This is a genomic window from Trueperaceae bacterium (genome assembly GCA_023954415.1).
In the GTDB taxonomy this organism is placed as follows: Bacteria; Deinococcota; Deinococci; order Deinococcales; family Trueperaceae; genus JAAYYF01.
On the sequence record JAMLIB010000001.1, the window covers coordinates 360,297 to 384,982 of the forward strand.

At 71.6% G+C, this 24,686-nt stretch carries 28 protein-coding genes; 13 read left to right on the forward strand and 15 right to left on the reverse strand.

Translation table 11 applies throughout. From position 1 onward, the window contains the following. Position 1: 1 nt before the first annotated feature. Positions 2-739 carry an FAD-dependent oxidoreductase gene (locus tag M9914_01565; protein MCO5172858.1) on the forward strand — a complete coding sequence of 246 codons (738 nt, stop codon included), beginning with the start codon at positions 2-4 and terminating at the stop codon, positions 737-739. On the opposite strand, the gene M9914_01570 is transcribed toward M9914_01565, so the two are convergent. From M9914_01570 to M9914_01580, 3 genes are all read right to left on the reverse strand, one after another. Then, positions 702-935: a hypothetical protein gene (locus M9914_01570; protein ID MCO5172859.1), complete on the reverse strand. Its 234-nt coding sequence runs from the start codon at positions 933-935 to the stop codon at positions 702-704. The two genes, M9914_01565 and M9914_01570, sit on opposite strands and share 38 nt — an antisense overlap. A 67-nt stretch (positions 936-1,002) precedes the next feature. Next, positions 1,003-1,839: a 1,4-dihydroxy-6-naphthoate synthase gene (locus M9914_01575; protein MCO5172860.1), complete on the reverse strand. Its 837-nt coding sequence runs from the start codon at positions 1,837-1,839 to the stop codon at positions 1,003-1,005. Then, positions 1,836-2,270, reverse strand: a complete 435-nt coding sequence (locus M9914_01580) for a CoA-binding protein (GenBank protein MCO5172861.1) — start codon at positions 2,268-2,270, stop codon at positions 1,836-1,838. Before M9914_01580 ends, M9914_01575 begins: the two co-directional genes overlap by 4 nt. A 205-nt stretch (positions 2,271-2,475) precedes the next feature. On the opposite strand from M9914_01580, the gene M9914_01585 reads away from it, so the two are divergent. Next, entirely contained in the window at positions 2,476-3,435 is a 960-nt protein-coding gene (locus M9914_01585) for a PIG-L family deacetylase (protein MCO5172862.1), read from the forward strand. Positions 3,436-3,517: 82 nt separating this feature from the next. Here the strand turns inward: M9914_01585 and M9914_01590 are convergent, their stop codons facing one another. Continuing rightward, positions 3,518-4,174 (reverse strand): GNAT family N-acetyltransferase, encoded by a 657-nt coding sequence (locus M9914_01590; GenBank protein MCO5172863.1) that lies wholly within the window; start codon positions 4,172-4,174, stop codon positions 3,518-3,520. A 152-nt stretch (positions 4,175-4,326) separates the two neighbouring features. On the opposite strand from M9914_01590, the gene infC reads away from it, so the two are divergent. From infC to M9914_01610, 4 genes are all read left to right on the forward strand, one after another. Beyond that, a complete protein-coding gene (gene infC / locus M9914_01595; protein ID MCO5172864.1) occupies positions 4,327-4,833 on the forward strand; it encodes a translation initiation factor IF-3 in 507 nt (168 codons plus the stop codon). A 279-nt stretch (positions 4,834-5,112) separates the two neighbouring features. Beyond that, entirely contained in the window at positions 5,113-5,310 is a 198-nt protein-coding gene (gene rpmI / locus M9914_01600; protein MCO5172865.1) for a 50S ribosomal protein L35, read from the forward strand. Positions 5,311-5,321: 11 nt separating this feature from the next. Next, positions 5,322-5,672, forward strand: coding sequence for a 50S ribosomal protein L20 (gene rplT / locus M9914_01605; protein ID MCO5172866.1), 351 nt, complete (start codon positions 5,322-5,324; stop codon positions 5,670-5,672). A gap of 105 nt (positions 5,673-5,777) precedes the next feature. After that, on the forward strand, positions 5,778-6,452 hold the full coding sequence (locus tag M9914_01610; GenBank protein ID MCO5172867.1) for a TetR/AcrR family transcriptional regulator: 675 nt from the start codon (positions 5,778-5,780) through the stop codon (positions 6,450-6,452). Positions 6,453-6,524: 72 nt separating this feature from the next. On the opposite strand, the gene M9914_01615 is transcribed toward M9914_01610, so the two are convergent. Beyond that, positions 6,525-7,502, reverse strand: coding sequence for a 2-hydroxyacid dehydrogenase (locus M9914_01615; GenBank protein MCO5172868.1), 978 nt, complete (start codon positions 7,500-7,502; stop codon positions 6,525-6,527). Between the two features lie 40 nt (positions 7,503-7,542). Between M9914_01615 and hisD the strand changes: the two genes are divergently transcribed. Further along, positions 7,543-8,829 (forward strand): histidinol dehydrogenase, encoded by a 1,287-nt coding sequence (gene hisD / locus M9914_01620; GenBank protein ID MCO5172869.1) that lies wholly within the window; start codon positions 7,543-7,545, stop codon positions 8,827-8,829. A 76-nt stretch (positions 8,830-8,905) separates the two neighbouring features. Here the strand turns inward: hisD and M9914_01625 are convergent, their stop codons facing one another. The 5 genes from M9914_01625 to dxr are packed head-to-tail and all read right to left on the reverse strand — an operon-like array spanning position 8,906 to position 13,720. Beyond that, complete coding sequence (locus M9914_01625) at positions 8,906-9,526, reverse strand: MBL fold metallo-hydrolase (GenBank protein MCO5172870.1); 621 nt, start codon at positions 9,524-9,526, stop codon at positions 8,906-8,908. A gap of 7 nt (positions 9,527-9,533) precedes the next feature. Continuing rightward, a complete protein-coding gene (locus tag M9914_01630) occupies positions 9,534-10,289 on the reverse strand; it encodes a glycosyltransferase family 2 protein (protein MCO5172871.1) in 756 nt (251 codons plus the stop codon). Positions 10,290-10,291: 2 nt separating this feature from the next. Continuing rightward, positions 10,292-11,365 carry a site-2 protease family protein gene (locus tag M9914_01635; GenBank protein MCO5172872.1) on the reverse strand — a complete coding sequence of 358 codons (1,074 nt, stop codon included), beginning with the start codon at positions 11,363-11,365 and terminating at the stop codon, positions 10,292-10,294. A 33-nt stretch (positions 11,366-11,398) separates the two neighbouring features. Further along, positions 11,399-12,583, reverse strand: coding sequence for a site-2 protease family protein (locus M9914_01640; GenBank protein ID MCO5172873.1), 1,185 nt, complete (start codon positions 12,581-12,583; stop codon positions 11,399-11,401). 3 nt (positions 12,584-12,586) lie between these two features. Further along, the gene (dxr, locus tag M9914_01645) at positions 12,587-13,720 is read right to left on the reverse strand and encodes a 1-deoxy-D-xylulose-5-phosphate reductoisomerase (protein MCO5172874.1); all 1,134 of its coding nucleotides are present in this window, start codon (positions 13,718-13,720) and stop codon (positions 12,587-12,589) included. A 103-nt stretch (positions 13,721-13,823) separates the two neighbouring features. On the opposite strand from dxr, the gene M9914_01650 reads away from it, so the two are divergent. Both M9914_01650 and M9914_01655 read left to right on the forward strand, forming a co-directional pair. Then, positions 13,824-14,453 carry a CBS and ACT domain-containing protein gene (locus M9914_01650; GenBank protein MCO5172875.1) on the forward strand — a complete coding sequence of 210 codons (630 nt, stop codon included), beginning with the start codon at positions 13,824-13,826 and terminating at the stop codon, positions 14,451-14,453. A gap of 8 nt (positions 14,454-14,461) precedes the next feature. After that, positions 14,462-15,187, forward strand: a complete 726-nt coding sequence (locus M9914_01655; GenBank protein MCO5172876.1) for a hypothetical protein — start codon at positions 14,462-14,464, stop codon at positions 15,185-15,187. Between the two features lie 99 nt (positions 15,188-15,286). Here M9914_01655 and der read toward each other — a convergent pair whose 3' ends face one another. The 5 genes from der to cdaA form a co-directional block, all read right to left on the reverse strand. Further along, complete coding sequence (gene der, locus M9914_01660; GenBank protein MCO5172877.1) at positions 15,287-16,615, reverse strand: ribosome biogenesis GTPase Der; 1,329 nt, start codon at positions 16,613-16,615, stop codon at positions 15,287-15,289. Next, complete coding sequence (gene fmt / locus M9914_01665; GenBank protein ID MCO5172878.1) at positions 16,608-17,549, reverse strand: methionyl-tRNA formyltransferase; 942 nt, start codon at positions 17,547-17,549, stop codon at positions 16,608-16,610. Before fmt ends, der begins: the two co-directional genes overlap by 8 nt. Next, positions 17,546-18,199, reverse strand: a complete 654-nt coding sequence (gene def, locus M9914_01670; protein ID MCO5172879.1) for a peptide deformylase — start codon at positions 18,197-18,199, stop codon at positions 17,546-17,548. The genes fmt and def overlap by 4 nt, the downstream gene beginning before the upstream one ends. A 29-nt stretch (positions 18,200-18,228) precedes the next feature. Next, a complete protein-coding gene (locus tag M9914_01675) occupies positions 18,229-19,155 on the reverse strand; it encodes a hypothetical protein (protein ID MCO5172880.1) in 927 nt (308 codons plus the stop codon). A 61-nt stretch (positions 19,156-19,216) separates the two neighbouring features. Beyond that, a complete protein-coding gene (cdaA, locus tag M9914_01680; protein ID MCO5172881.1) occupies positions 19,217-19,951 on the reverse strand; it encodes a diadenylate cyclase CdaA in 735 nt (244 codons plus the stop codon). A 299-nt stretch (positions 19,952-20,250) separates the two neighbouring features. Here cdaA and prfB point away from each other — a divergent pair. The 4 genes from prfB (at position 20,251) to M9914_01700 (ending at position 24,662) form a co-directional block, all read left to right on the forward strand. After that, positions 20,251-21,355 (forward strand): peptide chain release factor 2 gene (gene prfB, locus M9914_01685; GenBank protein MCO5172882.1). Its coding sequence is split into 2 segments (ribosomal slippage): positions 20,251-20,310 and positions 20,312-21,355, totalling 1,104 coding nucleotides; the frame shifts between segments, so codons are not numbered across the junction. Positions 21,356-21,360: 5 nt separating this feature from the next. Beyond that, entirely contained in the window at positions 21,361-21,999 is a 639-nt protein-coding gene (locus M9914_01690; protein MCO5172883.1) for a hypothetical protein, read from the forward strand. 7 nt (positions 22,000-22,006) lie between these two features. After that, positions 22,007-23,008 carry a hypothetical protein gene (locus tag M9914_01695; protein ID MCO5172884.1) on the forward strand — a complete coding sequence of 334 codons (1,002 nt, stop codon included), beginning with the start codon at positions 22,007-22,009 and terminating at the stop codon, positions 23,006-23,008. 7 nt (positions 23,009-23,015) lie between these two features. Beyond that, positions 23,016-24,662 (forward strand): methylmalonyl-CoA mutase family protein, encoded by a 1,647-nt coding sequence (locus tag M9914_01700; GenBank protein MCO5172885.1) that lies wholly within the window; start codon positions 23,016-23,018, stop codon positions 24,660-24,662. The last annotated feature ends 24 nt before the right edge of the window (positions 24,663-24,686 follow it).

A 24,686-nucleotide genomic window follows, 5' to 3' on the forward strand; every position in this document is an offset into this window, starting at 1 on the left:
CGTGCGGCACGACCTCGTGATCGTCGGGGGCGGCATCACGGGCTGTGAGGCGGCGTACGCCACGGCGCGCGCCGGCCTGAGCACGCTCCTGGTGACGACCAGCCTCGACACGCTCTACGCGCTTGCCCACGACGTTTACGAGCTCGAGGTGCCAGGCGGCAGCCTGCTGGCGGCCTGCGTGGGGCGGAGCGGCGCGGTCCGGGTTCGCGCCCCCGAGGTGCGTCGGGCGGCCAAGCGCCTGCTCGAGGCCGAGCCCCGCGTTCACCTCCTGCAGTCGACGGCCTCCCGGCTGATGGTCGAGAACGGGGTCGTGGCGGGCGTAGACACCTGGGAGGGGATCGCCAGGCACGGCGCGCTCGTGGCTTTGTGCGTGGGGAGCTTCCTCGGCGCGCGCCTCACCGTCGGCGCCAGCGAGGAGCATGCCGGGCGCCTGAGCGAGATGGCCTACGACGACCTGCTCCACGACCTCGTGGGGCGCGGGTTCGAGTTCCAAGACGAGGAGCTGGCGCTCGATGGGCTCGCCGGGGCGCTGCCGTACGTCGTGCGCTTCCGGGTCCTGGCAAGACGCGAGTGGGCCGAGGCGACCTACCGCCTGGGGCGGTCGGAGGGCCTGTACGCGGCCGGCGCCTGCGTCGGGCGCTTCGGCTACGCGACGGCCGTCACGGACGGCATGGCGCTCGGTTCCGTGTTGGTCGGGGCCTTCAGCGCCTCCGCGGGGCGCCAGCCGCGCTGCTCTTGATGGAGCGGGTATCGTCGAGCGCCCTCGTGTAGCGCTCCATCTTCGTAAGGTCCGCCGCGAGCGCCCACCGGACCTTGGCGCCTTCCGGGGTGGTCGCCAGCAGGCGGTACTGATACGGGGGCCGGGGCGAAGCCGTGCTGATGACGTAACGTTCGCCCTTGTACAGGACTTCCTCGCCGACAGAGAAGCTGACCATGCGCCAAGCCTAACCCTGGGATGGCCGCGCAGGCAGGGGCTTTGGACCCTGCGACCGTCCGCTCCACCTACCCCGCCGCGAACAGCGGCTCGGGCGGGGCGGGGAAGAGCCCATTGGCGTGTGCGAGCCCCAGCAGCCTACGCACGGCGCGCTCGCCCTCCTCGCCGACGTCGCGCGAGTACTCGTTGACGTACAGCCCGATGTGCTTGGCGCGCACGTCGGGCGCCATCTCCTGGGCGTTGGCGGCGACGTAGTCGGCCGACGCACCCGGCTCGCGCCAAGCGCGTTCCAGGCTCGCCCGGATGAGCCTGGTGAGGTGCGCGTGGGCGTCGGCCCCGAGCGAGCGCCGCGCCACGATGGCCCCGAGGGGCACGAGGCCGCCCACCTCCGACTCCCACCAAGCGCCGAGGTCGACCAGCGCGTGCAGCCCGTGCGACGCGTACGTGAAGCGGCTCTCGTGGATGATCAGCCCGGCGTCGACCTCGCCGCGCGCCACGGCCGGCATGATGGCGTCGTAGCGCAGCTCGGTTAGCTCGAGACCCGCGGGGCGCCAGAGCTCGAGCAGCAGCTTGGCGGTGGTGCTACCGCCTGGGACGGCCACGCGTCTCCCCGCCAGGTCGAGGCCGGGAACAGCGGCGACCACCAGCGGCCCCACGCCGCGCCCGAGCGCGCCGCCGCTCCTCAGCAGCACGTAGTCGTTCGCGACGTAGCCGTACGCGTGGTAGCTGATCTTCGCGACGTCGAGCATGCCGGCCGCGACCGCGCGGTTCATGGCCTCCACGTCGTCGAGCACCACGTCGAACTCGAAGGTCCCCGCCTCGGGCAGCAGGCCGTGGGTGAGCGCGTGGAAGATGAACGTGTCGTTCGGGCACGGGGAGTAACCGAGGCTGAGGCGGGTGCTCAACGGTGGCCGCCCCCGCCGACGAGCCGTTCGTGCTCCTCCATGAGGCACTTGTCCTGCACAACGGTGATGCCGGCCGCCTCGAGCTCCGCGGCGGCCTCGTCGTTGCGGATGCCGAGCTGGAACCAGACGACCCTCGGCAGCGGGCGCATGGCCAGGATGTCGGGCAGGTGAGGCGGGATGTCCGTGGCGCGCCTGAACACGTCCACCATGTCTACCTGCCGGCCGAGCTCGACGAGGGTGGCGCTCACCGTCTCGCCGAAGAGCTCCGCGCCCGCCGCCACGGGGTTGACCGGCAGGACGGCGTAGCCGTGCTCGGCCAAGTAACGCGGCACGAAGTGGGCCGGCTTGTCGGGGCTCGTGCTCGCCCCGATCACGGCGACGGTGTGGGTGGCGTAGAGGATCTCGCGCAAGCGCTCGTCTGTCGTGTCCATGCGCCCAATCTATCCCCCGTTCGGTGGCGCACGAGGTAGCGAGGGGAGGGGTCCGGAGTCGGGTGCGCCGCGTCAGGCCGCCGCCTCGCCGTGCCATGCTTGAACGGTGGGCGAGGAGCGCAAGGCCGCGCCAGGACCGGGCTCGCCGGCGCCGAAGCGGGCGCGGAGGCCCGTGCACCCTCGCAGGCCGGTTCCGCCCCCTTCCGTGCGCACTCGCGTCGCGCGCGCCGTGGCCCTCGGAACCCTGGCCGCGATCCTGGTCGGGGCGTTCCTCTACGTCAACGCCCCCGTGCTCGCCGCATGGTGGTACGCCCGGCAGTACGGCCTGAGCGCCGCGAGCCTGCCGGAGGCCGAGCCGCTCGGCGGCTCCGCGCGCGTCCTCGTCTTCTCCCCCCACCCGGACGACGAGGTCCTCTGTTGCGCCGGCATGCTCCTGCAGGCCATCGAGGCCGGCGCGGAGGTCTGGATCGTCCACGTCACGGTCGGCGACGCGTTCGAGCTAGCGGCCATCGTGCAGGAGCGGCGCCTTCGGGCCGTCGGCGACCCGATGGTGAAGCTCGGCGAGCGGCGCATGGCGGAGGCCCATGCCGCCGCCGCGGTGCTCGGCGTGCCGGAGGACCACCTCATCTTCCTCGGCTTCCCCGACCGCGGCCTCAGGACGCTCGTGCTCGGTGACCAGCACGCGCTCTACCGCTCGCGCTTCACGTTGCGCACGAGCGTGCCGTACGCGGAGGCGCGCTCGCCCGGCCTCGCCTACACGGGCTCGAACCTGATGGCCGAGTTGCGCGCCGTCCTCGACGAGGTGGAGCCGACGGTCGTCCTGGCGCCCACGCCGCGCGACGCGCACTCCGACCACCGCGCCGTCGGCCAGCTCGTCATGGAGCTCCTGGAGGAACGCGGGCAGCCGGAGATCGGCAGGTGGTGGATCGTGCACGGCGACTCCGAGTGGCCGCTGCCCAAGGGCGTGCACCCGAGCCAACCCCTCTTCCCGCCGCTGCGAGCGAGGACGCTGCCGTGGGAGCGTTTCGACCTCGAGCCGCGCTGGGTGGCCACGAAGCTCCTCGCCATCGACACCTACCGCAGCCAGGTCGAGATGATGCGGCGGTTCCTCGTATCGTTCGCGCGGCGCAACGAGCTCGTCAGCAACGCTCCGCTAGCTCCTTGAAGGCGCTCGCCGCTCCCCGTCGCTCGGCCTTCGGGGCCCAAGCTCGCCTGGAGCCGCCCGCCAGGAGCCGTTGCCCGTTCGCTCAGCCCTTGGCGCCGGTCAGGCGCTTGACGAGCACGAGGTGCGTCTCGTCGCGGCCAGTCCACGGACGCCAGAGCGGGCTGACACGGGTCGTCCACACCTCGAAGCCGAGCGACGAGTAGAGGCTCACGGCCTGCGCGTTGCGCTCGGTCGTCGAGAGTTGCAGGCCGCTCACGCCGCGCTCCGCCGCGGCTGCCAGGTAGGCGGTGAGGAGCGCGCGCCCCGAGCCCCGCCCGCGCGCCGCGCTGGTGAGCGCGACGTGCAGGTGCGCCGGGTAGGCGTTCGCGGGCGCCCCGCGCGTCGGGTAGCGCAGCGCCCGGAGTCCGTAGCGGAGCGCCCCGCGCCAACCGCGGCAGCGCCCCGTCAGCAACTCGCCGAGGAGCCCGGGAAGGAGGGGCAGGAGCCCCCGAACGTAGTCCGCGCCCCGGTCGACGCCGACGCAGTAGCCGACCACCCCGTCGTCGGTCTCGACCACCATGGCGTGCCCGGCCCGGAGGTAGGGGAGGACCCAGAACACGGCGAACGCGTCGCGACAGGGGAAGAATGCGGCAGCGGGACCGCCGAAGTAGGCGGTCCGGTACGCCACGTCGGCCACCGCCGCCTCGTCCGCCCGCGTCGCGACGCGCACGGTCGCCCCCTGGTGTTCGCGAGTCGGCACGGTTACGTTGTACCGCGCCGTCATGCTCTGCTAGACTCGAGCGCTGTGTGTGACGCTGGCGAGTGGTCTCACGGAAGTGGGCGCCATGCGTCTGGGCCACGTCACCGGCACAACTCACCCAGGAGGTGGAGTCCATTTCGAAAGAGTTGAAAGTGAACGAGCAGATCCGCGTGCGCCAGGTGCGCCTCATCGGTTCGGACGGCCAGCAGGTCGGCATCGTCGAGACCCGTGACGCGCTCCGGATGGCCCGCGAGGAAGACCTTGACCTCGTCATGGTGGGCGAGGCCGCGCAGCCACCCGTCGCCAAGCTGATGGACTACGGCAAGTACCGTTTCGAGCTCCAGCAGCAGACGAAGGAAGCGCGCCGCCGCTCCCGTCAGCAGGAGATGAAGTCGATCAAGTTCCGCGTCAAGATCGACGATCACGACTACGAGACCAAGGTCAACCACATCCGCCGTTTCCTCAAGGGCGGTCACAAGGTGAAGGTGACCATCATGTTCCGCGGCCGCGAGCGGACCCACCCGGAGTTGGGCCAGGGCATCCTCAACCGCGTCGCCGCAGACGTCACGGAGCTCGCCGTGGTGGACGCCGCCCCGGTGATCGCCGGGATGGACATGAACATGATCCTGCGCCCGGCAGGAGTCGCGGTGGAGAGCTGACGCTGACGTGCGAAGGCCGCGTCGACGCTCCACGCGCGAACGCACGCCGACACGCACTGTGCTGAGGCTCTTGCACGCTCACTAGTAGGCTCGAACGGGATGGCCCGGCCGGTGAGCCGCCCGTGAACCTGGCCAGTGACCGCCATGCCGACGACGGTCGCCGACATGGTGGTGAGAACCGTGGTGAATGGTGTACCCTCTATGGGCTCTCGCCCAAGGGGCGAAGGTCGCTTCCGAAGCGTCAAGCGCTTCGAAGCGTAAGTACAGGAGAGAGATAGCATGCCGAAACTCAAGACCCATAAGGGCACCAAAGCCCGTGTCAAGATCACAGGGCGAGGTAAGGTCAAGGCGATGCGCTCCGGCAAGCGGCACCTGAACTACAAGAAGTCGGGCCGCAAGATCCGCCAGGGACGCAACGACCTCGTCGTAGCCAAGCCAGAGGCAGAGCGCATCAAGGCGCTGCTGCCCTACGATTGAGGGGTTGAGGAATGCCACGCGCCAAGACCGGCATCGTTCGCCGCCGCCGCCACCAGAAGGTGCTCAAGCGCGCCAAGGGCTACTGGGGCCTGCGCTCCAAGAGCTTCCGTGTCGCGCAGCAGACGCTCCTCAACGCGGCCGACTACTCGTACCGCGACCGCCGCGACAAGAAGCCCCAGTTCCGCCGTCTCTGGATCGCGCGCATCAACGCCGCCGCGCGTCAGGAAGGCATGAGCTACTCGCGCTTCGTCGCCGGCCTGCGCAAGGCGGGCGTCCAGCTCGACCGCAAGGTCATGGCCGACCTCGCCGTGCGCGAGCCGGCTGCCTTCAAGGCGCTCGTCGAGGTGGCCGCCAAGGCTTGAGGGCCCAAGCGCCGATCAGCTAGCGGACCCCTGGGCGCCGCCGAGACCTCGGTCTCCGCGGCGCCCGGTTCTTTCGCGCGGCGTTCCCGACGGTATGATGCCGCGGTGACCCCTACCGATGCCGTCTGGGACGCCAAGATGGCCGAACCGAGCGCCCGTGAGCGCAAGAAGGCGGACCGTCGCCGGGCCATCCTCGAGGCCGCCCTGGCGCTGATAGAGGAGCGCGGGCTCAAGGGCGCAACGTTCGAGCTCATCGCGCAGCGCGCCGGGGTGGCGCGCGGGACCGTCTTCAACTACTTCCCGAACAAGGAGGCGATCCTGGTCGCCTACTTCGCCACGCAGCTCGGCGAGCTGGCCAGGCGGGTGGCCGAGCGGCGTGAGCGGCACGCGCTACCCGGGGAGCCCCCGTTCGACGGTCTGGCGGAGATCCGCTACCTCTTCTCGGAGCTGGCCGGCTTCGTCGAAGGGCACAGAGAACTGATCCTGCCCATCTCCTTCGAGCTCCTCGACCCCAACGCGGAGCGCTCGCGCGCCGCCTACCTCGCCATCCCGCTCGTCGAGCTGCTGCGCTCCGCGCTGAAGCGCGCCCAGGCCGCGGGCAGCGTCCGCGCCGACTACTCGGCCGAGCGCCTCGCCCGCACCCTCGCCAACGTCTACTTCATCACGGCGTTGCAGTGGGCGGCCTACCGGTATGGTCGCGACGCCCGCGAGGAGTTCGCAGTGGCCCTGCGGCTCGCGTTGGAGGGGCTGGTCGGCGGCTCGGCCGCGGCCGGCGCCTGAGCTGCTCAGGGCGTCACCGGCACCGACGGGATCTACGAGGAGGCCGCGACCCAAGCGACCGCCGGACCCTTGTCAGTAGCCGTTGCCGAGGTCCACGCGGTTCCGATCTTCCCCGCGCGCGAGGGCCGCGAGCGTGATCAACGCGTCGCGTGCGGAGACCTCGCGCCACTCGTCGACGTCGTTGCCCCGGTGGGGGCTCAGCACCACGTTGTCCAACTCCTGGAACGGGAAGCGGCTGGGGAACACGCGCACGAGCTCGTCGCGGCGCTCGGGGTAGTGGTACCAGACGTCCAGGCCGGCGGCGCGGATCCTGCGCTCCGCCAAAGTGCGGTATAGCCCTTCCTCGTCGATGACGCTGCCGCGCCCGACGTTGACGAGGACGGCGCCGCCCTTCATGCAGGCGAGCTCGTCGGCCCCGATGAGCCCGTCGGTCTCGGCGGTGCCCGGCAGGCTGACGATCACCACGTCGGCCTCCGCGAGGGCCTCGCGCAGCCGCTCGGGCCCGTAGGTCGGCACGCCGCCTTCCACCGGCCGCCGCCGCCACGCCCGCACGTCCATCCCCAAGGCGGTGAGCGGCGCCACGAGCGCCTTGCCTATGTGCCCGAAGCCGAGGAGCAGGGCGACCTTGCCGGGCAGGAACATGCTGGAGTGCGTGCTCGCCGTGTCGTCGCCCCAGTCGCCGCGGCGCATGGCGCGGTCCGAGGCCACGATGCGGCCGGCGCACGCCATGGTGAGCGCCAGTGCGTGCTGGGCCACCATCTCGGCGTTGTAGTGGGAGTTGTGGACGCTCAGGTGCGGTCGTTCCAGCGTGCGGGCCCGCAACTCCGCGGCCACCCCCGCGAACGGCACCACCACGTGGCGGAGCCGGGCGCCGTCGAGCAGCCGGGCGGGCGGCGAGCCGGCGACGAGCGCCTCGGCCCAGTCGCGGTCCTCCTCGCTCGCGTCGGCGGTGGCGAAGCGCAGCTCGATGGTTTCCGGCAGCGGTAGCTCGCGGACGGTGCCGGCCGTCTTGGGGCTGCACCACAGGACCTGGAGTCTCTTGCCTGTCATGACCGGATGCTACCGTGCCTGCGCTTATATCCTTGAACCCATGCGTGTCATCGACTCGAAAGCCGCCGCCCTGGCCTGGTGCGAGGCGCGGTTCGCCAGGGAGACGGCCGACGAAGCGCTCGCCGCGGCCGTCAGCGACATAGTGACCGAGGTGAGGCGGCGCGGCGACGCCGCTCTCAAGGAGCTCACCGCCCGCTTCGACGGCGTGGAGCTCGGCAGCGTGCTCGTGGCGCCGGAGGAGCTGGCGGCGGCCGAGGGGGAGCTGGCGCCCGACCTGGCCGACGCCATCCGACTGGCCGCGGCTCGCGTGGCGGCCTACTACCGCCTCCAGACGGAGGGCGGCTTCGTGCACGCCGACGCGGGCGCCGTCCTCGGGCAGCTGATCGTGCCGCTCGACAGCGTCGGCTGTTACGTGCCTGGCGGCACGGCGCCCCTGTTCTCGACGGTCCTCATGACGGCCGTCCCGGCCCGCGTGGCCGGCGTCAGGCGGATCGTCGTGGCGACCCCACCGGGAAGGGACGGCCGCGTGCCGGCCGAGGTCAGGTACGCCGCGACGCTCGCCGGCGTGCAGGAACTGCTGTGCGTCGGCGGCCCCCACGCCGTCGCCGCCCTCGCCTACGGCACACAGAGCCTGGCGCGGGTCGACAAGGTCGTCGGCCCCGGGAACCGCTACGTCGTCGAGGCGAAGCGCCAGCTCTACGGCACCGTCGGCATCGAGGCGCTACCCGGCCCGACGGAGACCCTCGTGGTGGCCGACGCCGAGGCGGACGTCGGTCACGTCGTCGCCGACCTGCTCGCGCAGGCCGAGCACGCCGCTGCCCAGCCCGTCCTCGTCACGCCGAGCCTCCCCCTCCTCGAGAGCGTGGTGGCGGCGCTCCCGGGTGCCCTGGCGGCCCTGAGCGATCCGCGCTCCGCGGAGGAGTCGTTGCGCGAGCGGGGCGCGGCGGTGCTCGTCGAGGACTTGGGTGAGGCCATCGAGGTCGCCAACGCCTTCGCCCCCGAGCATCTCTGCCTCCTCGTGAGCGACCCGTGGGCGCTCGTCGGCTCGGTACGTAGCGCCGGCGGGCTGTTCCTCGGCGGGAGCAGCCCGGAGGCGCTCGGCGACTACGTGGTCGGCCCGAGCCACGTCATGCCAACCGGCGCGACGGCGCGCTTCAGCTCCTTCGTCAACCTGCGCGACTTCCAGAAGGTCATCCCGTTCACGCAGTTGAGCCCTGCCGTCGTCGCGGCGCTCGGCCCGGCGGCGGCGCGTATGGCGAGGGCCGAGGGCCTGGAGGCGCACGCGTTGGCCGTCGAAGCCCGCTTCGGCGGCCGCGACGGGGGGTAGCTCTCGCGGCCGCCGAAGCGGCAGGCGTGACGCGTGTCGAGGGCCGCCGCAGCGCGTTCCGGCGCGGCCCGTCGCCTCAGAGGAACGGGTTGCCGGCCGCCTCGGCGCCGATCGTCGTCGGACCGCCGTGGCCCGGGTACACGAGTGTGGCCGGCGGCAGGCCGAGCAGCTCCCTGCGGATGCTGGCGATGAGCTCGTCGTGATCGCCGAGCGGGAGGTCGGTGCGGCCGATCGAGCCGTTGAACAGGGCGTCCCCGGAGAGTACGGCCCCGGCATCCGCGAAGTGGAAGGCGAGGTGCCCGGGCGCGTGGCCGGGCGTGTGCAGGGCGACGGCTCGGATGGCGCCCGCCGTCAACGTCTCGCCGTGGGCGACCGCCACGTAGTCGATCGGCGGCTGCTCGATCCGGACGCCCCAGCGGGCGGCCGCGGCGGCGGCGGCTCTCAGCACCGGCTCGTCCGCGTGGTGCATGTACACGGGTATGCCGGGCGCGCTCCGCCTCAACGCGGCCAGGCCCCCGACGTGGTCGAAGTGGGCGTGGGTGAGCCATATCGCCTTGAGCTCCAGTCCGCGCTCGCTCAGCGCCGCGGCCAGAGCCTCGCCCTCGCCGCCCGGGTCGACGACCACGACGTCCGCGCCTGCGATGGCGAGGTAGGCGTTGGCCTGCAGCTCGCCGAGCGGGACTGCGATCAGCTCCACGCCCGCCTCACTTCCGCTCGACCTCTTCGCCCCTGGCCCGGTCATGGGCGGCCGTCCGGGTCCCGGGCTTGGCGGAGCGCCTGGCGCGCAGGAGCGTGGCGACGATGTCGCCGTACATGGCGAGCCGTACCCTGAAGCCGCGCCAGAAGCCCAGTTTCTCCTCCTTCATCACTTGCGACACACCCTCGAGCGGCACGCTGACACAGCGCCAGCCTTCGGCGGCGGCGTACAAGGTGATGGCCACCTCTACGCCGTAACGGCTCCCTTCCAGGTCGGGCACCGCGAGGAGCAGCTCGCGGCGCACGGCCCGTTGCCCGTTCAACTGCGGCGCGACGTGCTGGGCGGCGGTGGTCCGCCAGCGGCCCCCCTCGAACGTGCCGCGCGCCATGTCCGCCCACCCGCCACATACCGGCTCGGCCAGCGCCACGACGTGCTCGGGCCGCAGCCCGACCAGGTCGGCGTCGAGCATCACGACGACCTCGCGCGTGCAGGCGTTCGCGCCGGCCACGAGGGCGCCGCCCTTGCCCCGGTTGCTCGGCAGGCTGAGGACCTCGGCGCCGGCGGCTCGAGCTGCCGCGGTGGTCCCGTCCGTCGAGCCGTCGTCGATGACGAGCACACGGCCGAGGCCGGCGGCCAGCGCGACCTGGACGACCCTCCCGACGTTAGGGGCTTCCTGGTAGGCGGGGATGATGACGTCCGCCGCAACGGGTCCGGGCGCGTGCGGGCGGTCGCGGCTTCCGGCCCGGGGGTCGGAGGAAGGCATGCTCAACCCGTGAAGAGGGCGCTCAGCTCGCGGAACGTCACGAGCACTATGAGGGCCATGACGAGGACTATCCCGGCGAAGTGGAACTGCTCCTCCTGCCCGGGGCGGAACGGCCGGCCGCGGATGGCGACGACCGTGGCGAGGAGCATGCGGCCGCCGTCCAGGCCGGGTATGGGCAGGAGGTTGAAGACCCCGAGCGAGAAGTTGATGACGGCCGCGAGCAGGAGCACGCTCGCGAGCCCGACGCGCGTGGCCTGCGAGACCATCGTGACCATGCCGACCGGTCCGGCCACCTCGGCGTTCTCGGCGCCCGTGATGGCGGCCCCGAAGCCCGAGACGAAGCCGCGCACCATCTCCGGCACCACGCGAAGCCCGAAGGCGGCGGACTCCGAGAGGGCCGTCCAGAAGCCCACGGGCGGGATGATCGCGGCGATCTCGACGCCGAGCTGGGCGGGTCGGGTGGCGCCGGCAGGCGGCCACGGCGTGCCCAACTCGACGCGCTCGCCGTCGCGGAGGAACACGAAGTCGAGGCGATCGGCGCCGCGCACCTGGTCGACGACCGCGTCCGGGCCGGGATCGGCCAGGCCGTTGACAGAGAGGATGCGGTCGCCGCCGCGTATGCCTAGCGCCTCGGCAGTGGAGCCGGGCACCACGCGGGCGATCTCCGAGCCCTCGACGACCACCTGGGCGCCCGTGATCTCGCGGAAGCCCGGCTGCATGGTCATGGCGGAGGCGAGCAGGACGCTGCCGAGGACGTAGTTGGCTATCACGCCCGCCACGAGCACCCAGAGCTTCGGGAGGAGGCGCAGCTTGGCCATGCCCTCGTCGGGGTGGTGCAGCGTGCCGTCCTCGTCCACCCGCGCGCCCATGCCGGGCAGATCGACGTAACCGCCGAGGGGCAGCAGGCTCAGCCGCCACTCGGTGCCGCGCCACTTGACGCGCGCCAGGATAGGGCCGATGCCGACGCTGAACGCCCGGACGGCCACCCCGACGCTGCGGGCGGCGAGGAAGTGCGCCAGCTCGTGTACGACGACGGCGCTCGTGAGGATGAGTGCGAAGGTCAGGGCAGTCAGCATCTCGCCTTGCTCCCAAGGCTGACCAGCAGTATGTCAGACGGAGCGGCCATCGCGAGTCGCTTCCTTACGCGAGAGCGTCCTGACCAGGTCCGTCTTGCTGAGCAGGCCGACGACCCGGCCGGCGGTGTCGACCACGACGAGGCGGCCTAGCCGCCCTTCCGCCACTTGCCGCAGAGCGTCGTAGGCGCTGGCGGTGGGGGAGATGGTCTCCGCCGGTTCGGTTATGTCCGCGACGCTCGCCTCCGGGTCCACCTCGACGGGGCCGGTCTCCACGGCCGGATCGGTCGTCGCCGGACCGGCCGCCGACCGGCCCGCCGCCGCCAGGCGGGCGAAGCCGAGCAGCGTGCCGCCCGAGTCGACGACGGGGTAGCCGGTGTGGGGGCGGAAGTGGATGAGCTGCGCGAACTGCGTCAGGCGCATGTCTGGCGCCACCGTGACGGGGTCGCGGGTCATGAGGTCGGCGACGGTGCGCCCGTCGAGCGCGCTCGCCACGATGGACGCCTGCGCCTCGAGGCGTCCGGCGTTGTAGATGAAGAAGGCCAGGATCACGAGCCAGAGCTGCATGGTGAAGAAGCCGTACAGGCCGAGCAGGACGGCCATGACCGCGCTGACGGACGTGGCGACGATGGTGGCGCGCTCCCTCGGCAGCGCCAGGGCCAGGAGGCTCCTGAGCACCCGGCCGCCGTCGAGGGGGATGGCGGGGAGCAGGTTGAAGAGCGCCAGCGCGACGTTGGTGACCCCCAGGTAGGCGACGACCATGAAGACGGCGCCGGAGCCGACCAGGGCCGGAGCCAGGCGCAGCAGTACGAAGCCGATGGCGAAGCTCACGACGGGCCCGACGATGGCCACGACGGCCTCGGCGCCGCGCTGCCTGGGCATGTCGTCGAACTGGGCCACGCCGCCCAGGAACCAGAGGCGGATCTCCTTGACCTCGACCCCGTAGCGGCGCGCCACGAGCGCGTGGCCCGCCTCGTGCAGCAGGACGCTGGCGAACAGCCCGACGGCGCCGGCGAGCCCGATGAGCCAGCGCGTCGCGCCGACGGTGAGCGCGCTCACGTCGACCTCGATCCCCATGGAGGCCTCGAACAGCTCGGCGTAGGCGGGGAGCTGGCCGCCGATGAGGTAGGCGAAGAGCGGCAGCACGAGCAAGAAGCTGTAGTCGAGACGCACCGCGACCCCGAAGAGCTTGAACGGCAGCAGCACGCCGGCCCTGTCCACGGCTCAGCCCCCTTCCAGACCGGCGACGCTCCTGGCCAGCGCGCGCGCGTCGGCGTCGGCGCCTGCGATCGCGTCCCAACTCAGCTCGCCCGTCGGCGCGGCGGCGAGCACGGCTTCGAGCACCCGCGGGATGGCGTCGAAGCCGATGCGCCCCGCCAGGAAGGCGGGGACGGCGACCTCGTCGGCGGCGTTCAGGTAGGTCGGCGCCAGCCCACCTAGCTCCCCGGCCCGGTAGGCGAGGCGCAGGCTCGGGAAGCGCGCGTGGTCCGGCTCCTCGAACGTCCAGGCGCCCGCGAGCGGCAGGGGGGCGAGGGGGGTAGGGAGCCGGTCGGGGGCGCAGAGCGCGTACTGGATGGGGAGGCGCATGTCGTGCGGGCCGACTTGCGCCTTGATGCTCCCGTCCACGTAGCGCACGAGGCCATGCACCAACGACTGCGGATGCACGACGACCTCGACGGCCGCGAGCGGCACCTCGAAGAGGAAGTGCGCTTCGAGAACCTCGAGGCCCTTGTTGAAGAGCGTGGCCGAGTCGATCGTCACCTTCTTGCCCATCGTCCAGTTCGGATGGGCGAGCGCCTGGGCTGGGGTGACGGTGGCGAGGTCGGCCGGTCCGGCGCGGAACGGGCCGCCAGAGGCGGTGAGCACCAGCGCGGCGACCCGGTTCATGTCCTCCCCGGCGAGCGCCTGGAAGAGCGCGGAGTGCTCGGAGTCGACCGGCGTGATGCGCGCGCCGGCGGAGCGGGCCAGCGCCCACATGAGCGGGCCGGCCACCACCATGGCCTCCTTGTTCGCGAGGGCGACATGGCGCCCCGCGCGCAAGGCCGCCGCCGTCGGCGCCAGGCCCGCCAGGCCGGGCACGGCCGCCACGGTCACGTCGGCATCCCACGCGGCCGCCTCCTCGAGCCCGGCTTGGCCGGTGACCAGGCGCGTGCCGGCGGGCAGCGCCTCGCGGACCTCGTCGGCCGCCTCCGACGCGCACGCCACGAGCCGCGGCTTGAACTCCCGGGCCTGGGCGGCCAGGAGCCGCCCGTTGCGGCCGGCGCCGAGCGCCACCACCTCGAAGCCGTGCCAGCGCGCCACCTCGAGGCACTGGGTGCCGATGGAGCCGGTGGAACCGAGGACGCTCAAGCGTTTCACCCGAACATCATCGCATGCGTCGGTGAGTAGTCCCGAGTCGGGCAACGCGGACGCCCGGGCCGCACGGTGGTACCATCTGGTACCAGACATAAGGAGGACGAGGATGCTAGTTCGCGAGTGGATGACGCCTGACCCGCAGACGGTGAGCCCGGACACGCCGGTCATGGAAGCCATGCAGCGGTTGCGCGAGGGCGGCTACCGCAGGTTGCCGGTCAGCAGGGACGGGCGGCTCATCGGCATCGTCACCGACCGCGACCTCAAGGAGGCCACGCCCTCCAAGGCCACGACGCTGTCCATCTACGAGCTCAACTACCTGCTCAGCAAGCTGCGGGTTAAGGACGTCATGCGCTCGCCGGTCGTCACGGTGCGGGCCGACGACCCCATCGAGCAGGCCGCGCTCCTGATGGAGGAACACCGCGTCTCCGGCCTTCCCGTGCTGGACGGCGTCAACCTCGTCGGCATCCTGACGATCACCGACCTCATGCGCGCCCTCGTCTCCTTCCTGGCCTTGCGCGAGGGCGGCACGCGCGTGACGGTCGACCTGCCCGACGAACCGGGCGTGCTCGCGCGCGTGGCGCAACAGGGAGCGCCGTCCAACATCGTCGCCGCCGTCACGACCGGCATCCAGCCCGGGCATAAGCGGCGCCTCGTGCTCCGCGTGGCCGGCGAGGACGCCAAGGGCTTCCCGGAGCGCCTCAAGGCGGCCGGCCTGGACGTGGTGGACGTCCGCTGACGAAACGCATGGGTAAAGAGGTGAAGAGCGCGCCGGAGGTCGACCGGCAGGCGGCAGAGATGGCCGCCCAGGTCGGCGGAGGGCGGGTCGCCTTCAGCGGCTTCCTCGAACCGGACGCTGCGGACGCGCTCCTGGCCGCCCTCCGCCGCCGCGGCGTTCATGCCGGTGCTTCGGGCGGCTACGCGGGGGCGGTCAGGCGCGTCGTGTACGCGGCGCCCGACGGGGTGCCGGAGGCGACCCCGCGCCTCTCCGCCCTCTACGCCGAGGGTTGCGCCGATCCGCAAGCGCTGCAGGTGGCTGCGCGCGCGGTCGCCGGCGAGGGGGCGGTCGGCGACGCGACCACGCACGCTGACGGCGCCACCGTCGTCCTCCTCGCCCCCGTGCCGCAAGCGCTGCTCGGGACCGTGCGCGTCGGCGGGGCGCAGTCGCGCCTCACGGAGGTGCCGCCGGGGCTCGCGTTCGGCGGCAGCGAGAAGCTGCAGCCGGCCGTCGTGCCGTCGCTGCGCGTCGACGTGCTCGGTGCACGCGCCTTCAAGGTGTCGCGCGCCTACTTCGCCAAAGGGGTCGAGGCGGGGCGCGTGAGCGTTAACGGCAAGCCGGCGGGCAAGTCGGCGAGCGCCGCCGAGGGCGACGAGGTCTTCGCCGCCGGACTGGGACGCTTCAAGGTGGTGAAGGTGGAAGGGGAGACGCGCCGCGGCAACCTCCGCGTCACGTTGCAGGTGGAGCGGTCCTGAGCGAAACGCGCCTAGCGCACTCGAGTCGCCCGGGCACTCGCCGGTGTTCGGGACTCGCTAGCGTCCCGAACCCGAACGTGTGCGGGCCAAGGCGCTAGCCTAGACCCGCACACGCTTCTTACCGCCGCTGCGCTCCTTGAACACCATGCGGATCGGCACCTCCGAGAACCCGACGTCCTCGCGGATCCGGTTGCGCAAGTAGTGCTCGTACGGCCGCGTGAGCAGGGTCTCGCTGTTGATCGAGAACACGAACGTGGGTGGCGCGACGTCCACCTGGCTCACGTAGAGGAGCTTGAGCGGCCGGCCGGAGAAGTTGGGCGGCGGCTGGCGCTGCGTCCATACCTCCAGCCAACCGTTGAGCTCCGACGTCCCGACGCGCCTATGCGCCGTGTCGTACAGCCGCACGGCCGTCGCGAGCAGCTCGTGCAGGCCGAAGTCCGTCAGCGCGCTCGTGTAGACGCGCGGGGCGAAGCTGAGGTGCTCCAGCTGCTCGTCGAGGCGCTGCCTGAACGGCTCCAGCTGGTCGTCGGCGACGAGGTCCCACTTGTTGACGGCCATGACGATGGGCTTGCCCCACTCCAGCGCGAGGTTGGCGAGGCGGAGCTCGTGGTCGCCGATCTCGAACGGGTCGATGACGAGGATGGCGACGTCGGCGCGCCGCAGGGCCATCTCGGAGCGCATGCGCGCGTAGTACTCCAGGTCGCCGACGTCCTTGCGGGCCATGCCGGCCGTGTCGATCAGCGTGAACGGGCGACCGCCGAACTCGAAGTGCACGTCTACCGAGTCGCGGGTCGTGCCGGGCACGTCGGCGACGATCACGCGCTCGTCGCCCACGAGGGCGTTCACGAGGCTGGACTTGCCTACGTTCGGGCGCCCGATGATGGCGACCTTGACAGCCTCCTCCTCGACCTCGCCCTCCGCATCGCCCATCAGCTCACCCATCAACTCACCGATGTGGTGGACGAGCTCCGTCGTGCCGATGGCGTGCTCGGCCGCCGTCACGAACGGCTCGCCGAAGCCGAGGGAGTACAGCTCGTAGAACTCGCCCGTCTCGGCGTGGCGCGGGTCGTCGAGCTTGGTCGCGACGAGCAGGACTCTCTTGTTCATGGTGCGCAGCCACTCGGCGACCTGGTGATCGGCCGTAACGGGGCCTTCCCGCCCGTCGACGCAGAGGAGCACGAGGTCGACGCCGACGAGCGCGGCGGCTACGCTCTGCCTGATGGGCGTTTCCCAGCGGTCGCCGGACCAGAGCCCCCCCGTGTCGAGGAGCCGGAAGGTCAGGCCGTCGTCCGTCGTGACGAAGCCCTCCTTGACGTCGCGGGTCACGCCGGGCATGTCGGCGACGATGGCCTCGCGTTTGCCGACGAGGCGGTTGAAGAGGCTCGACTTGCCCACGTTGGGGCGGCCGACTATGGCTACGTTAAACAAGCTGTGCTCCTGCCTTGACCGACCGGCCGTTGGCCCACGCCCGCGCGCTCATCATGCCCTTGCTCTCCGGCTTCAGGTCGCCGATCTCGACGAGGCCCGCGCCGCACGCCACCAGCAAGTTCTCGCCCGCGAACCCCAGCACCGTGCCGGGCGCGCCGCCGCCACGCTCGTCGGACGCGAGCAGGAGGGTGCCGACCTTGACGCGCTGACCGGCGTGAACGAAGCTCGTGCCCGGCCAGCCGGCGACGCCGCGGTGCCGGTCGTGCACCTGCCCGGCAGTGTCCGCCCACCGCACCTCGCCGTCTCGCGGCGTGAGGGGCGGGGCGAGCGTGGCGGCGTCAGGGTCCTGAGCCACCAGGGGGAGGCTCCCGGCCGAGAGGAGCGTGAGGGCTTCCGCCAGGACCTCGGCGCCGAGCGCGGCCAGGCGGGCGGAGAGGGCGGGGGCGTCCTCGTCTGTTTCTACAGGGGTGCGGCGCTGCAGCCTGATAGCGCCCGTGTCGAGCCCCGCGTCCGTCTGCATGACCGTTATGCCCGTCACGCGGTCGCCTGCGATGAGCGCCCACTGGATGGGCGCCGCGCCGCGCCAGCGCGGTAGCAGGCTCGCGTGGACGTTGAGCACGCCGAAGCGCGGTAGCGCCAGCAGCTCCGGGGGGAGGATGCGCCCGTAGGCCGCCGTCACGCCCACGTCGAGGTCGAGTGCGGCGAGGTGGGCGAGGAGCTCCTCGTTGCGCTTCACCTTGCGCGGTTGCAGGAGCGGTAGCCCGGCCGCTACCGCGGCGGCGGCGACGGCGGGTCGCCTCAGCCCGAGGCCGCGGCCGGCCGGCCGGTCCGGCTGCGACACGACGACGACCACGTCGTGCTGGCGCGAGAGGGCCTCGAACGTCGGCAGCGCGAACTCGGGGCTGCCGAAGAAGGCGACGCGCAGGGGCTTCACCGCCGTGTGCGCGTGCCGTTCGGCCGCGTGCCCGGCGGTTTGCCCGCCCGCTCGCCGCCGGCTCGGGCGTCGGCCGGCGCCCGGGTGCGCAGATCGCGCAGGAACGCCTTGGCCTGCCGCTGCATGTCCGCGAGCTCCCCGCGGTTCTCCTCGAGGAACGCGCCGCGCCTCGCGGCCGTCAGGTGGTCGAAGAACAGGACGCCGTCCAGGTGGTCCGCCTCGTGCTGCAGCACGTGCGCGAAGTAGCCTTCCGCGACCAGCGTCTTGTGTGCGCCGGTGAGGTCTTGGTAGTCGACGTGCACGACGAGGTCCCTCGGCACGTCCTCGACGGCGAGCCCGGGGATGCTCAGGCACCCGTCGCGCCCCAGCTGCCGGCCGGCGCGCCGCGTGATGACGGGGTTGACCATGACGTGCTCGCGCCGACCGTCCCCGTCCGCCTCCGCCCCGTCCTCGGTGTCAGGCACCTCGAGCGCGACGAAGACGCGTTTGAGCACGCCTATCTGGGGCGCGGCCAGGCCGACGCCTTCGGCGGCGTACATGGTCTCGAGCATGTCGGCGGCCAGCCGCGCGAGCTCCGGGTCGAACACAGTGACGGGATCGGCGCGGCGCCGCAGCACCGGGTCGCCGAACAGCCGGATGGGGTGAATCACCGCTCCTCCTGCATGACCAAGCCCCAACCTCACTGCGGTACGGGACTGTCTCCGTACTGCAGGGTGGCGGTCGGCACGGTCAACGCCACCACGCCGCTCGGAAGCGTCAGGTGGACGCTCAGAGTATACCGGCCGGCGGCGCGTTCCCCTGTAGGCGGGTCGACCGTGCCGGCGACGCTCTCGATGGCGGCGAGCGCTTCCGGCGTGCCGGCCAGGGTCACCGTCTCGGCGCTGAGCGTGACGCTCTGCGGCGTCAGCGCCGGTGGCGGTGTGAAGGTGAGGGGAACGACCTTCGTGCGCAGCAGGTCCGTGCGGGTGAACGTCACGGTCACGCTCGCCGGATCGAACGTGACCTCGGAGACGGGGTGACCACGCGCGTCCAAAGCGAGGAGCTCGACGTCGCCGCCGCGCGCCGGGGCCAGGGCGACGACCCTGGCGACCTCGTCGAGCACCTGGCTGCGGCCCTGCATGCTCACCGTGGCGGGTTCGGCGCTGGAGTCGAGCTCCGCGGCCGGCGGCGGGTCGCCGAGGAGGGCGACCTCTACGGGCATGGCGCGCCGCACGACCTGCTCGAGGAAGCCGATGACGTCGGAGGGGGTCACCTGCAGGAGCCGGATGTCCGGCGGCGTCTGGACCTGGATGCGGCGCTCGAAATCGGTGGCCGCGTCGCTCAGGTCCAGCGTGGCCCGCAACTGGTCGGCGCGCAGGCGGTCGACGCGCGAGCTGAGGCCCGAGACGCTCACCTCGACGGTCGCCGGCACGCCGACGGCCACCGTGCTCGCCTCGACGCCGTCCACCTCGAGGTCGACGAGGAACGACCGCTGGGTAGTGTTCGTGCTGGACGAGGTGATGATCGTCCAGAAGAAGAGGGCGACGAGGAGCGCGGCCAGCTTGCTCGGCCAGTTGCGCAGGAGGCGGTGGCCGAGGGCTACCAGGACGGCGAGCATGCCGCTCATGGCCTCACGTCCCCGAGCGCAGGCGGTAGCAGGGCGTGCGTGTGGGCGGCCTCGTGTGGCCTCATGGGGCGTACGCCTCCCTGAGCGCCTTCAGGACGTCGGCCGGGGCGATGTCGCTATGCAAGACGCCCTCCTGGGCGATGCTCACCGTGCCGCGCTCCTCGCTGACCACGACCACGAGGGCGTCGGAGACCTCGGAGAGCCCGAGCGCCGCGCGGTGGCGCGTGCCGTGCTTGACTGACCAACCCTCCCGCTTGTCCGACAGGGGCAGCACGACGCCGGCGTTGGTGACGAGGTCCTCCCTGATGACGACGGCCCCGTCGTGGAGCGGTCCGGACGAGGCGAAGATCGTCTGCAGCAGCGCGGCCGTCACCGGTGCTCCGATGGCGGTGCCCCGCTCCGCGTACTCCTTGAGCGGCGTGCGCCGCTCGACGGCGATCAGCGCGCCCTTGCGCTGGCTGGCGAGCTCCCTCACGGCGGTCATGATCTCGCTGACCGGGTCGGCGCTGACGGCGCGCTGCATCCGCCCGCGCCCGACGCGCTCCAGCACGGCGCGGAGCTCCGGTTGGAACACGACGACGACGGCCACGAAGCCGGCGGGCGCGATGGCGTCGAAGAGCCACTTGGTGGCCTCGAGGCCGAACTGGCCGGCGAGGAACCACAGGGCCGCCACCGCGAGGAGCCCGCGCAGCACGTTCCAGGCGCGAGACCCGCGGAGCAGCGCGTACGCTTGGTAGAGAAGCACGGTGATTATCAGGATGTCGATGACGTCCTGGATCCCGAACCCTTCGAACACTGCCAAGCGCGTCCCTCCGAGACGAGGTTAGGCGAACGTTGACACTTGCGTCGTTCGCCTCCGGGACGAGCCCGCGTCCCTCCGAGACGAGGTAGAGCAAGCGACGACTCTTGCGTTGCGCGTCTCTCGGGACGAACGCGCGTCCTTTCGAGACCAGGTGCAGCAAACGATAACACTTGTTTTCATCGGCCTCGGGGACGGGGCGCGTATGCCTGGGGCGAGCCGAGACGAGGCGCGCTCGGCAAGCGGTGGGACGCCCCCTGGGAGCGCGCCCTGATAGAGTGGCCGCGGAGGGCACCATGCCTGATGTGAGCGTGAGAGAGCTGCAGGAAAGAGTCCAGGACCTCAGGGGGTACCTTTGACTTGGCTGGCAAGCAGGCCAAGCTGGAGCTGCTCGAACCCAAGCTGAACGACCCGGAGCTCTGGAACGACCCGGACACCGCGAGGCGCGTGACCCAGGAGGCCACGCAGCTCAGGCGCGTCGTGGAGGAGTTCCGCGCCATCGCCGGCGACGTGCAGGGGCTCGCCGAGCTCCTCGAGCTGGCCACCGCGGAGGAGGAGGACGAGCTGGCGGGCGAGGTGGCGAGCGTGACGACGCGCTTGGACACCCTCTACCGGGAGACGCTCTTCAGCGGCGACCACGACGAGCGGCCGGCCATCGTGACGATCAAGCCGGGCGCCGGCGGCACCGAGTCGTCGGACTGGGCCGGCATGCTGCTGCGCATGTACCGGCGCTTCGCCGAGCGGCACGGCATGCAGGTCGAGCTGCTCGACCTCGTGCAGAACCACGACGCCCCGAACGGCATCGACTACGCCCAGCTCATCGTGCGCGGCGAACGTGCGTTCGGCATGCTGCGCATGGAGGGCGGCGTCCACCGGCTCGTGCGCGTCAGCCCGTTCGACTCGCAGAACCGGCGGCACACTTCGTTCGCCTCGGTCGAGATCATGCCGGAGATCGACGACACCTTCGAGCTGGAGATCGACCAGAAGGACCTGCGCGTCGACGTCTATCGCTCGAGCGGCCCCGGCGGTCAGTCGGTGAACACCACGGACTCCGCGGTACGCGTCGTCTACAAGGGTGGTACGCCGGAAGAGATCGTCGTCACCATCCAGGACGGCAAGTCGCAGATCAAGAACCGCGAGAAGGCCATGACGGTGCTCCGTTCGCGCCTGTTCGAGCGTGAGGAGCAGCGTCGCCTCGACGAGCAGCTCAAGGCGCGCGGCGAGCAGAAGGCCATCGAGTGGGGCTCGCAGATACGCTCGTACGTCCTCGACAAGCAGTACGTGAAGGACCATCGCACGGGCGAGATGCGGCACGACCCCGACAACGTCTTGGACGGCGATATCGAGGACCTCATCTGGGCCGGCCTCGAGTGGGCGGCCAAGAGCGAGCTCGTGGCCTAGCGCCCGTGGCGCGCGTGCTGGCCATCGCCGACGCCGTCTCGCCGGTCGTGTACTCGACCAACTTCCCGGCCAACCTGGCGCCCTTCGACCTCGTGCTGAGCGCCGGCGACATGCCCGGGGCGGTGCTCGAGTTCGTAGCCACCAAGACGAGCGCCGCGCCCCTCTACGTCTTCGGCAACCATGCCGCCGGTTACGTCAGGGACCCCGTGACGGACGAGCCGCGCCCGCCGGGCGGTTGTACCAACGTGCACATGCGGCTCGTGAAGACGGCAGGGCTCCTCGTGGTGGGTTTCGAGGGGAGCCTGCGCTACCGGCCCGGCCCGCACCAGTACACGCAGCTCGCCTACTACGCGATGGTGTGGCGGATGCTGCCTCGTCTGCTCTGGAGCGCTTGGCGCAACGGACGCGCCGTCGACGTGCTCCTCACGCACGCCGCGCCCGTTGGGCCCAACGCGGGCGAGGACCACGTGCACGCCGGCGTGGCGGCGTTCAACCTCTTCCACCGCCTGTTCAAGCCGAAGGTTCACGTTCACGGCCACGTGCACCTCTCCGGCGCCAACGCCCCGCGCAGCTACGTCGACGCGGCGGGCGTGCGGGTCGTCAACGCGTACGAGTTCACGCTCTTCGACGTGGAGAAGGGGTGATGTCGGCATGAGCACTACTTCGCGCCCGGCCGCCGAGGCCGGCAGCGCCGCCGCTAGGACGGTCGCAGGACCGGTCGCGGGAGCGACCACGTTGACGGTGAGCGGTCCCGATGCCACGGGTTTCCTGCAAGGGCAGCTCGCCAACGATGTCGCGGGCCTGCCCGTCGGCGGGGCAAGGCGCTCGCTCTACCTGAACCACAAGGGCCACGCGCTGGCAGAGGCGATGGTCGTGCGCTTGGCGCGCGACGAGTACGTGCTGGTGGAGGAGGGCGGGGCCGCCGCGTGGATGAAGGCCGAGTTCGAGCGTCACGTGATCTTCGACGACGTGCGCGTCGTCGGACCCACGCCGGTCCGACTGGTTACCCTCCTGGCTGCTCCGGTGGAGGTGGGTGGGGTGGGCGCCGCGCTCGGCGATGGCGTCGACGTCGTCTTCTCCCGGGCCTTCGGCGTCGACGCGCCGGCGGCCGAACGCGTCGTCACGCTCGCCGGCGGGTTCGCGTACCCCAGCGGGCGCTCGGCGCTCGGCGGCTATGACGTCGTGTCGCGCATGGACCAGGACGACCTCCCGGTCCTCTCGGAGGCGGGCGCGGCGCTGGCGACGCCGTCGGAGTTGACGCGCATACGCGTCAGGGCCTGCGCCGCCCTTGCCCCTCAGGACGCCGGCGAAGGCGTCCTGCCTCAAGAGGCCGGCTTGGAGGGTGCGCTCTCCTACCGTAAGGGCTGCTATCTCGGTCAGGAGATCATGGCGCGCATCGAGGCGCGCGGGAACGTCAGGCGCGCCCTCGCGCACGTGCGGCTGGCCGGCGACCCCCGACCGCGCGGTGAGCCGCCCGGCCCGGACGGCGAGGCCTGGCGCGAGCTGCGTGCGGGCGGCCGCACCGTCGGGCGCCTCGGCACCGTCGTAGAGGCCGAGGACGGCGGCTTCGAGGCCCTCGCCGTCATGCGTTCCGACGTTGCGGAGGCCACCCCCGTCACGACGGCGAGCGGCATCGCCGTCAGGCGCCTATAATGCGGGCATGAAGCCCAAAGAGGCGTGGCTGCGGGAAGAGTACGCGGCCGCCGTCAAGCGCATGCCTGAACGCGACGCGGTGTTCGAGACGCTGTCGGACATCCCCGTCGCACCCCTCTACACGGAGGAGGACCTCCGCGGGTTCGACGCCGCCACCGAGCTCGGCTACCCCGGCGAGTTCCCGTACACCCGTGGCGTGCAAGCGAGCATGTACCGCAGCAAGCTCTGGACCATGCGCATGTTCGCCGGGTTCGGCACGGCCGAGCAGACGAACGAGCGGTTCCACAAGCTGCTGGCAGCCGGCCAGACCGGTCTGTCCACCGCCTTCGACCTGCCGACGTTGATGGGGTACGACTCGGATCACCCCATGGCGCAGGGTGAGGTGGGCAAGTGCGGCGTCGCGGTGGCCAGCCTCGCGGACATGGAGGTCCTGTTCGAGGGGATCGACCCCGAGGCGATAACGACCTCCATGACCATCAACAGCCCCGCCAACGCCGTCTGGGCCATGTACCTCGCCATGGCCGAGCGCAAGGGTGCCGACCTCGCGAAGGTCGGTGGCACCATCCAGAACGACATCCTGAAGGAGTTCATCGCCCAGAAGGAGTACATCTTCCCGCCGGCCCCTTCCGTCAAGCTCGTCATCGATACGTTCGAATGGGGCCCACAGGTCGCGCCGCGCTTCAACTTCGTCTCCGTCTCCGGCTACCACATCAGGGAGGCCGGCTCCACGAGCGTGCAGGAGCTCGCCTTCACGCTCGCGGACGGCATCCACTATGTCCGCAAGGCCCTCGAGCGCGGCCTCGACATAGACGAGTTCGCCCCGCGCATCTCCTTCTTCTTCAACGTGCACAACGACTTCTTCGAGGAGATCGCGAAGTTCCGCGCCGCGCGCCGGATCTGGGCGCGCCAGATGCGCGACGTCTTCGGCGCGAAGGACCCCCGCTCCTGGATGCTGCGCACCCACGCCCAGACGGCGGGGGTGTCGCTCACCGCCAGGCAGCCCCTCGTCAACGTCGCGCGCGTGGCCATCCAGGCCCTCGCGGGGGTCCTGGGCGGCACCAACTCGCTGCACACCGACGCCTTCGACGAGGCGCTCTCCCTCCCGACGGAGGAGGCCGCCACCCTCGCCTTGCGGACGCAACAGGTCGTGGCCTTCGAGAGCGGCGTGACGAACACGGTCGACCCGCTCGCCGGCTCCTACTACCTGGAGAGCCTGACGAACGACATGGAGCGCATGACCCTCGACTACTTCGCCCAGATCGACGCCATCGGCGGGGTCGAGCGCGCCATCGAGGCGGGCTACTTCGCCAAGGAGATCGGCGACGCGAGCTGGAAGCAGCAGCGCGACATCGACGAGCGAAGGCGGCTCGTCGTCGGCGTCAACGCCTTCGAGCAGGACGTGCAGGAAGTGCCCATCCAGCTGGTCGACGCCGCCGTGGCGCGCGTGCAGCGCGAACGCCTCGAGCGCGTGCGGCGCGAGCGCGACCCGCGGGCCGCCGAGGAGGCCCTCGCCGAGCTGCGCGACAGGGCGAGGGACGGCGGCAACACGATGCCCGCCTTCATGCGCGCGGCCCACGCGTTCTGCACGCTCGGCGAGCAGATGGACGTGCTGCGCGAGGTGTACGGCGTTTATGAGGAGCCGGTGCTCGTCTGATCGAGCATGCGGAGAGGAGCATGG

Bases quoted from the DNA above. Each gene is read 5' to 3' on its own strand.
- M9914_01570 (MCO5172859.1), bottom strand. From the start codon at position 935: ATGGTCAGCTTCTCTGTCGGCGAGGAAGTCCTGTACAAGGGCGAACGT.
- M9914_01580 (MCO5172861.1), bottom strand. From the start codon at position 2,270: ATGGACACGACAGACGAGCGCTTGCGCGAGATCCTCTACGCCACCCAC.
- rpmI (MCO5172865.1), top strand. From the start codon at position 5,113: ATGCCGAAACTCAAGACCCATAAGGGCACCAAAGCCCGTGTCAAGATC.
- rplT (MCO5172866.1), top strand. From the start codon at position 5,322: ATGCCACGCGCCAAGACCGGCATCGTTCGCCGCCGCCGCCACCAGAAG.
- M9914_01615 (MCO5172868.1), bottom strand. From the start codon at position 7,502: ATGACAGGCAAGAGACTCCAGGTCCTGTGGTGCAGCCCCAAGACGGCC.
- hisD (MCO5172869.1), top strand. From the start codon at position 7,543: ATGCGTGTCATCGACTCGAAAGCCGCCGCCCTGGCCTGGTGCGAGGCG.
- M9914_01630 (MCO5172871.1), bottom strand. From the start codon at position 10,289: ATGCCTTCCTCCGACCCCCGGGCCGGAAGCCGCGACCGCCCGCACGCG.
- M9914_01635 (MCO5172872.1), bottom strand. From the start codon at position 11,365: ATGCTGACTGCCCTGACCTTCGCACTCATCCTCACGAGCGCCGTCGTC.
- M9914_01650 (MCO5172875.1), top strand. From the start codon at position 13,824: ATGCTAGTTCGCGAGTGGATGACGCCTGACCCGCAGACGGTGAGCCCG.
- M9914_01655 (MCO5172876.1), top strand. From the start codon at position 14,462: ATGGGTAAAGAGGTGAAGAGCGCGCCGGAGGTCGACCGGCAGGCGGCA.
- M9914_01675 (MCO5172880.1), bottom strand. From the start codon at position 19,155: ATGAGCGGCATGCTCGCCGTCCTGGTAGCCCTCGGCCACCGCCTCCTG.
- M9914_01695 (MCO5172884.1), top strand. From the start codon at position 22,007: ATGAGCACTACTTCGCGCCCGGCCGCCGAGGCCGGCAGCGCCGCCGCT.
- M9914_01700 (MCO5172885.1), top strand. From the start codon at position 23,016: ATGAAGCCCAAAGAGGCGTGGCTGCGGGAAGAGTACGCGGCCGCCGTC.